This window comes from Lactobacillus equicursoris DSM 19284 = JCM 14600 = CIP 110162, from assembly GCF_001434815.1.
GTDB lineage: Bacteria > Bacillota > Bacilli > Lactobacillales > Lactobacillaceae > Lactobacillus > Lactobacillus equicursoris.
This window is the reverse complement of sequence record NZ_AZDU01000058.1, coordinates 1-8485: the sequence shown is the minus strand read 5'-3', so window position 1 is coordinate 8485 and position 8485 is coordinate 1. Positions and strand designations below refer to the sequence as shown.

The 8485-nt window shown below is 34.2% G+C and carries 7 protein-coding genes and 2 pseudogenes; all 9 read left to right on the top strand.

The window, feature by feature from the left end:
* Nucleotides 1-515 (top strand): SDR family NAD(P)-dependent oxidoreductase (locus FC20_RS08575; protein WP_156402968.1); only part of this gene is annotated, 515 nt, incomplete at its 5' end.
* 40 nt (nucleotides 516-555) lie between these two features.
* Entirely contained in the window at nucleotides 556-1668 is a 1113-nt protein-coding gene (locus FC20_RS08570; protein WP_008463243.1) for a glycosyltransferase family 1 protein, read from the top strand.
* 34 nt (nucleotides 1669-1702) lie between these two features.
* On the top strand, nucleotides 1703-2770 hold the full coding sequence (locus FC20_RS08565) for a glycosyltransferase family 4 protein (protein WP_008463244.1): 1068 nt from the start codon (nucleotides 1703-1705) through the stop codon (nucleotides 2768-2770).
* Complete coding sequence (locus FC20_RS08560; RefSeq protein ID WP_008463245.1) at nucleotides 2757-3731, top strand: glycosyltransferase family 2 protein; 975 nt, start codon at nucleotides 2757-2759, stop codon at nucleotides 3729-3731. Before FC20_RS08565 ends, FC20_RS08560 begins: the two co-directional genes overlap by 14 nt.
* A 14-nt stretch (nucleotides 3732-3745) precedes the next feature.
* Complete coding sequence (locus FC20_RS08555) at nucleotides 3746-4945, top strand: hypothetical protein (RefSeq protein ID WP_039944340.1); 1200 nt, start codon at nucleotides 3746-3748, stop codon at nucleotides 4943-4945.
* Nucleotides 4946-5214: 269 nt separating this feature from the next.
* Nucleotides 5215-5466: pseudogene (locus FC20_RS11070) on the top strand (IS982 family transposase); the annotation flags it as partial.
* A 22-nt stretch (nucleotides 5467-5488) separates the two neighbouring features.
* A pseudogene (locus FC20_RS11065) lies at nucleotides 5489-5753 on the top strand (transposase); the annotation flags it as partial.
* Nucleotides 5754-5914: 161 nt separating this feature from the next.
* Nucleotides 5915-7369, top strand: a complete 1455-nt coding sequence (locus tag FC20_RS08550; protein WP_039944342.1) for a flippase — start codon at nucleotides 5915-5917, stop codon at nucleotides 7367-7369.
* 39 nt (nucleotides 7370-7408) lie between these two features.
* Nucleotides 7409-8386 carry a glycosyltransferase family 2 protein gene (locus tag FC20_RS08545; RefSeq protein WP_008463248.1) on the top strand — a complete coding sequence of 326 codons (978 nt, stop codon included), beginning with the start codon at nucleotides 7409-7411 and terminating at the stop codon, nucleotides 8384-8386.
* Nucleotides 8387-8485 lie beyond the last annotated feature (99 nt).

Below are 8485 nucleotides of genomic sequence, written 5' to 3'. Positions count from 1 at the left end.
GTGTTCAAATTGATTATACAATCGACCAAAATATTTTTACTAACGTAACAGTTGATGGGTTCGATCGACAGTTCAATACTAATTACCGCGGAAATTATTTCTTATGCAAGGAATTTTTACAAATGAAGCTCAAGGAAGAAAATCCTTCAGGTGAATTGTTGGTAATGACCTCTGAATCAGCAGACCAAGCTTATGATATTCCTTATGGGATGACTAAAGCCGGCTTGAATTCAATGATTCGTGCAATGTCTCGTCGAGTTTATAAGAGTGGCATCAGAGTTAATGGTATTGCTCCGGGTGTGACTCAATCAGACATGACGAAGGAATATGCTGATGTTTCAGATGGTAACATGTACCGTGACTGTGCTTCTGATCGTGTTTTCAAGCCCGAAGAAGTAGCAGAAGTCGCCGGATTCTTGCTGAGTGATGCCGCTAAGTGCATTTCAGGTGATATTATCCACACCAATGGTGGTAATCACATCAAGGCTTTTTGGGATAAGAGCAATGATAGATGAAACCCATTTCAACTAAGTTGTTTGAAAATAGGAGCTAATAATGAGTGAACCGATTCGTGTATTACATATTCTGCAAAGAATGGAAGCTGGTGGCACGCAGGCACTTTTGATGAACAATTATCGAAAAATAGATCGCACCAAAGTCCAGTTTGATTTCTTTGTTGAATATCCTAATAAACAATTTTATGATGATGAAATTGTAAGTTTAGGTGGGAAAGTGTACTACAATTCTGTTCGCCTGGACGGTAAAATAAAAAAGTTTCAAAAGAACTTGGCCAATGTTCTGAAGACAGGTAAATATAAGATTGTGCATGTTCATACTTACAGCATTGGCTATTTTGTTTTGAAGGTTGCCAAAAAGTGTGGTGTTCCAGTTCGGATTGTCCACTCTCACAATAACGAAACTGTGCATGACTCAAAATACTACCTAAAACTATTTATGCAGAAACTCTATCCAATTTATGCCACAGACTTTATGGCATGTTCAACAGATGCAGGTAAGTATTTATTCAAGAATCGGAAGTTCGATGTTTTGAAGAACTCAATCGATTCCAAGAAATTTATCTTTAACCAGGAGGTTCGCAAGAAGGCTCGTCAAGAATTAGGCGTGTCAGATAAATTTGTAGTTGGTCATGTTGGTCGTCTGCACCCACAGAAGAACCATCAATTCTTATTACAGGTCTTTGCTGAAATTAAAAAGAAAAAGCCTAATTCAGTGCTCTTATTAGCCGGTGAAGGCCCGCTCAAGAATGAGATTGTGGACCAAGTAAAGAACTTAGGATTGGAAGATTCAGTTAAGTTTTTAGGCAATCGAAAAGATATCAATCGTCTTGATCAAGCATTTGATGTTTTCATCTTGCCATCACTGTTTGAAGGCTTGGGTATTGTGGCTGTTGAAGCTCAAGCAGCTGGCTTGCCAGTACTATGTTCGACTGGAGTATCTGTGGACGCAAAGATAAGTCCGCTGTTCCACTTTTTATCTCTGGATGAAGCGCCAACTGCTTGGGCAGATAAGGCCATTAAAATTACCCAAGACGATCTTGTACACACGAACATGGAATCTTATGTGGTTAATGCTGGATATGACGTTACTAATACAGCTTGCTGGCTTCAGCAATATTATTTAGATAAGTATCAGCAGGCCACGAAATGAAAAGATGACTTTGTAAAAAATTGCGAGGATGGGAATGAAAAAAATAGCCTTTTTAATTATGAACATGGATAATAAAGGTGGTACTGAGCGGGTGACGTCGATGATTGCAAATGCTTTATCAGATAAGTATCAAACTTTTATTTTTAGCTGTCAGAAAGGCGAGAATCCTTATTTTCACGTTGATAAGCACGTGATTGTTGAGTCTTTGCATGGTGAACAAACGAAAAACACAATTTTGCGTAAAGTTAAGGTGTTTCGAGAACTTCACAGTAAGATAGAAAAATATGATGTTGATGTTGTTGTAGCAGTTGATGTGGCTCTATATTTGTATCTTTATCCTTTGCAACTAACCAAACAATGTAAATGTATTGCTTGGGAACATTTTAATTACTATATTTCTCCTAACAAGATGGTTAAGTTTGGTAGAAAACTTGCTGCTAAACACGCTGATTGCCTAATTGTTTTGGGAAAAAATGATGTAAATAATTATAAGCAAAATCTACCTAGAATCAAAAATATCAAGTATATTTACAATCCTGTAGCTGTATCAACTTCAGGTCAAGCTGATATAGATAGTAAGCGAGTGATGGCTGCAGGGCGTCTAGAGGACCAAAAGGGCTTTGATTTACTTATTGATGCATGGAGTAAAATTGAAAAAGATTGCCCTGAATGGCATCTTGATATTTTTGGTGAAGGATCAAAAAGGGAAGAGCTGGAGCAACAGATTATAGATTTGGGCTTAAACAGCGTATTTATAAAGGGGTATGCTAATAATATTGCTGAAGAATTCAAGAAGTCTTCAGTTTTTGTATTATCATCACGCTATGAGGGGTTTGGCTTGGTCTTAATTGAGGCTCAGGCAAATGGTTTGCCTTGTGTTAGTTTTAATTGTAAAGAGGGGCCAGCTGAGATAATCACGGACAATAAGAATGGTTTCTTGGTTGAAAATGGAAATGTATCTGAATTTGCTAATAAATTGAAGCAAGTTTTAACTGATGATCAATTGCGTGCAAGTTTTGCCCGTCATGCTAAAGATAATTTGGCACGTTTTGATATTTTAAGTATTAAGTCTGAATGGGAAAAAGTAATTGAAAATTTATAGTACTGAAAACAATCGCCAACAAAAAGTTTCGATAATTGTTCCTGTTTATAATGGGGAAAAATATATTAGTAGATGTATTAATTCAATTTCTAATCAGGATTACGATAACTTACAAATTATTGTTGTAGATGACGGATCTACTGATAATACTTTAGCAGTGTTGCAGAAAATCCACGATGACAGAATTCAAATATTTTCGATTAGCAATGGCGGCGTGTCCAGTGCACGTAACTTTGGCTTGAGTAAAGCGACGGGCGATTATGTGATGTTTGCAGATGCTGATGATTGGTTGAATCCTAATGTAATTGGTGCACTTGTTTCCGCTGAACAGAGTTATGGATATGATATGATTTTGGGCAACTATTCACGAAATACGGAATTTTCCAAAATAACAGATAGAATTTCTTTTAAAGAGTTAACGAAAGACGAAGCTTATAGACAAATAATTAATCCCTACGGTTTCTACGGTAGTGTATGGGCAAAAGTTTTTAAGATGGATATTATTAAGAGTAATAATTTGCTTTTTGATAAGAATATCTCTGTCGGTGAAGATTTGCTTTTTGTATATCAATATCTTAATCTTATTAAAACAGTTGGGTATTCTGATGCAGAATTGTACAATTACTGTATTAACAACCACAGCGTATTGCATACTCTGGATGAACAAAAAATAGATCAGCGTTTGGACATTTTAAAGGTCTACGAAATTATATTAAAGCAAAAAAATATAAAGAAGCAGAGTTATTATAATAGATTGGTTGCAATTTATGTGCGTGAATTGACAGATTGGTATTGCTATGCCGTGCATTTTAAGAGAAATGAACTGTCATCTTTATTAAAGACAAAGATTAATAAATATTGGTATACGTTCATACAAGATAATACTTTCACAGTCAAAAATAAGTTTGCTGCATTTTTGAAGTATCATTTTCCTATATTGGCATATAATTTGAAAGGGTAAGGTGGTGTAGTACTGTGGCTAAATCGATAAAAATTAATATTTCGTTTATATACTTTACCTTGCTTACTCTGTACTTTGGTTTTGTTAATACACCATTTCAGTTTTCAAAACAAATTCAAAATGCTTTATTGGGTATAATGGTAGTTATTTTTTTGTTTTGGCTACTTAGACAAAACTATACAGGTAGAGACATTGTGTGGCTGATATTTTTATTTTTATTTGCTGGGATAACAGCATGGAAAACAAATGTGTCCTTACTGATAGATGTTATGTCAGCTATTGTTTTCTCCAGAAGTCAACGTAGTACTATTTTCAAGTTAATCTTTTGGGAGCGAATTGCCATAAATATATTTAGATCAATATTTTCTTTAAATGGTGTAATTCAAAATAAAGTACAGGTTGCTAAGAGTGGTCTATACGTAACAGGATATGGTTTAGGGTTTGATAGCCCCAATAATTTAGCAGTTGAAATTGGAATGCTAATTTTACTTTATGTGTGTATCAAAGAATCATCCATAACCTTTAAAAACATTCTCGTAATCATAATTATTACACTTGCAACGTATAGATTAACATTATCAAGAACTTTTATTGGACTGATGACTGTTGCTATACTTTTATTGATAGGGATCAAGTACTTTGGAAAATTAAAGTCCTTCGTTAATCTTTACAAGTTCGTTGGGGTTATAAGTCTAGCAATTGGTTTTATAATTAGTATCGGAATTCCATATGTAATGAATCTGGGGATCGGTAATCTTGATCAACTATTTGATTTACTTAATCAGTTAACTAGTAACAGATTTCTGCATGCATCTAGAGTGATGCTTCACTATCCTATTACCTTATTTGGTGGCATTGGCGATTTTGATATATTGGATAGCATTTATAAGTATTCTATTGTTGACGATAGTTACATTCACTTGTTATATGGATTCGGCATTGTAGGGACTATCATTTTTGTAATTTTATATACTAGTACTATTATTACACTTATTAGAAACAAGAAGCTTTATTGGGTGATGCCAATAATTATATTTATAATGTGGGGGATGTCTGAGGGGGTTCTATACTCTTTGCACTGGAATTTTTCAATTCTTTTATGGGGAGTTATTCTGCGAAAGAACTATTCAAGTGTAGACGGAAAAAATTTAAAGAAGAAGGGATTAATAAGTCATAATGCAAAAGCTGATTTCAATTATACTACTAGCGTTTAATTCTGAAAAAATCTAGCATTATTTATAGTCAGTAAAAAATCAAACATGTCAAAATTATAAATACTTGATAGTTGATGATGCCTCGACTGGTGTCACCTTGTTTAAAATTAAAGCCGAAGGCGTAGAAAAAGTAGAAGTACTATATGTATTTATATCGCCATGCTTGGTGTTCGAAAATAGATTTGCATGGCGGATTAGATGAAAAGAGATTCTTAAAAATAATAGCGTGGAAGTAAATTATAAATTTCTGTCAGGAAATATTCCTGAAGCTTTGCGGTCTCTCTAGGTCGTGCTTCAATTGCAGAGCTAGTGCCTTGCTTGGTATCGCTCTCAAGATTGTCAATAAATTGCGTTTGAGAGTTGATCTATCTGATCAATACACGATCGTCGACAGTCTGCCTATGCCTTTGTGTCAGCCGATCAGGAACCGCAGAGTTAAAGTCTTTGGGAGCCGTGCCAACATTGGCTATAACTCGACCCAAAAGCTTTACCACTATGGCATTAAAGGTCATTTTGTCGTAGCCCAAGGAAGAGCGCTATGTCTTAGCTGATGAAGGCTACATTGGTACGGCTATATGATACCCTTAGGACAAACGGCTATGTACTTTGAAGGCCTTATTGAAGAAATATGAAAGATGCTAAGTAGCACAACAACAGAACATTGATGGCAACGCATCAGACAATCGAGAGAATGTTCTCTGTACTAAAGTACTACGGAATTGAAAATATACTTACAAGAAGCAGATATGGTTTCCAACAAACTGTTGAGTTAATTGTATTAACTTACAATATCAGCTACATCCTATAGAGATATGGTTTCAGTTTCTTTAACTAGCACCACGCGTACTAATTCAAAATTGTGGCTAAAGTATATATGAAGTAACCCTTTTAGCTTGAGGACGGTGATATAGTTAGTAATATAATCACCTGTTTTTTTAGATTAGATGTAAAAAGAAAAGGAATTTTAGCGTGAAGAATAAATCTTTAGGATTAAACGCATTTCTTAATGGCTTGAGAAGTGTATTAAATATTATTTTTCCAATCATAACCTTTCCATATGTTTCGAGAGTGCTATCCGTTGGAGAAATTGGTAAATATAATTTTTCGAATTCCTTTATTCAATACTTCATTTTAATTGCTGGATTGGGGATAGCAACATATTCTGTACGAGAAGGAGCAAAATTTCGTGGAGACCGTCAGAGGCTAAGTGAGTTTGCTAGCCAGGTTTTTTCAATAAATATAATCTCAACTATTGGGGCATATGTTCTCTTATTTTTTTGTTTACTTCTTTTCAATAAATTACATGCTTATTTAGCAAGTATCTTGATTTTTAGCATTCAGATTATTTTTACAACATTAGGTACTGAGTGGATTTATACTATTTTTGAAGAATATACTTATATTACAATCAGAAGTATAGTCTTCAAAATATTATCAATAATTGCTTTATTTATTTTTGTTAGACATCGAGGAGACTATTTAAATTATGCTGCTATTACTGTCTTTTCAGCAGTTGGATCGAACGTTTTGAATTATCTGCATGCTAAGAAGTTTTGCGACATTAGATTAACTTTACGCATAAATTGGTCAGAGCATATAAAGCCTATTTTGGTGATTTTTGCTTCCTCTATTGCTACAACTATTTATTTGAGTCTAGATACTACTTTGCTTGGGCTAATGAAGACTGATTATGTAGTTGGTATTTATTCAGTATCTACAAAGATGTACAATATTGTGAAAAACTTAATAGCTGCAGTTTTAACTGTAACTATTCCAAGATTTGCATTATTATGGGGAAGAAAAAGAGTACGGGAATTCCGTAATTTACTTTTACAAATATCCGATGTGCTAGCTCTGCTATCTATACCCACTGCAGTTGGCGTTTATATGTTGGCTCCTCAAATTGTTTTACTTTTATCAAGTCAAAAATATATACGAGCTGTTACTTCTTTAAGACTGCTATGTCCAGCACTAGTTTTTTCAATTTTCAGCTGGATATTTGCCAGTTGTGTTTTAATTCCAGCTAAACGTGAAAGTAAAGTTTTGCTTATTACAATTATTTCAGCGTCACTTAACCTGATACTAAATATCATTTTAATTCCTCTTTTTGCTGAAAATGCAGCAGCTTTTACTACCTCACTATCAGAATTTATTTCGATGCTTTTAGACATTTATTTTTGCAGGGATATTCTTAAAGGCATTTACGGGAAAAAGTTTTGGAAAGATGTATTACTATATATCCTATTTTCTATGACAATAATACCTATTTGCTTAGCAGGAAGTGTACTATTTGAATCTACCATTGCAATTATAGTCTTTGATGTGGGTATTTCAGTGATTGAGTATGTGTTGCTTTTAATTGGTGTGAAAAATAGTAACGCAATAGAATTGGTTGATATGGTTATTACTAGGCTTAATGACTAAGAAATACTTTTTGCAGTAATTATATGGAGGATTAAAGTCATGACAGATAAACAACCTAGAGTTTCAATAATCGTTCCAGCATATAATGCAGTTGGTAAAATAGAACGTTGCTTGAGATCAATTCAAAATCAGACATTTAGTGACTTTGAAGTTCTTGTGATTGATGATAAATCACAGGATAATACTGTAGATATAGTCAGATCAATAATTGATGGAGATAAAAGATTTAAGCTGATTTGTTTAAAATCTAACTGTGGTGTTGCTGAAGTTAGAAATTATGGGTTGTCTCACTTTAAGGGAAAATATGTGAGTTTTGTAGATTCTGATGACACTATTCACCCAGATTTTTTAAAGATAATGATAGATTTAGCAGGCAGGGATAATGAGGTGCCGTTGGTTTCTTGCCGTTCATATGATTGTCTAGATTGGAAGCATGTACCTACAAATTGGAAAATTAATGAGGAGGCTAAAGCAGAATATTATCCATTGAATTCTAATTTTGACTATGATAAACATTATTGTGCAACATGCTGGAGTTCGCTTTACCGATCAGATATTGTTAAAAATCTAAAATTTGATAAAACATTGTTTGTTGGTGAGGATACTTTTTTCTGGGCGCAAGCATTAATCGTTGCTCGAGGAGTCAAATTAATTGAACTTCCCTTATATTGTTACGTTCACTATCCTGAAAGTACCCTGCATGGTCAATTTGATGAGAAAAGATATTCTGAAATTATTGCATGGGAAAAAGTAATTGAACTATTTAGCAACAATAATAATGTCGACTTTACAGGAAAGCTGAAAGGCACTGTATATACGGAATATAGTACGAGACTTCATGATAAATACTACTTAGATGTATCGGGAAAATATAGAAAGAAACTGCGACAAAAAGCATTAAGATGTTACACAGTGCTTCTTACAAGCCCGTTGAGTGTAAAAACCAAAGTTGGCCATTTCCTTTTTATAGTGAGCCCTGGCCTTTATAAGCTGAGCGAAAAAGCACTAAATAAATGAAGTGTCCTACAATTGTTAGATGGTAAGTCCCCAATAGCGCGTGATTTATTGTGACCTGTTCAGGAAGAATATACTGTTCTTAACAATTGAATACGGAGG

Bases quoted from the DNA above. Each gene is read 5' to 3' on its own strand.
- FC20_RS08565 (WP_008463244.1), top strand. From the start codon at position 1,703: ATGAAAAAAATAGCCTTTTTAATTATGAACATGGATAATAAAGGTGGT.
- FC20_RS08545 (WP_008463248.1), top strand. From the start codon at position 7,409: ATGACAGATAAACAACCTAGAGTTTCAATAATCGTTCCAGCATATAAT.
- FC20_RS08570 (WP_008463243.1), top strand. From the start codon at position 556: ATGAGTGAACCGATTCGTGTATTACATATTCTGCAAAGAATGGAAGCT.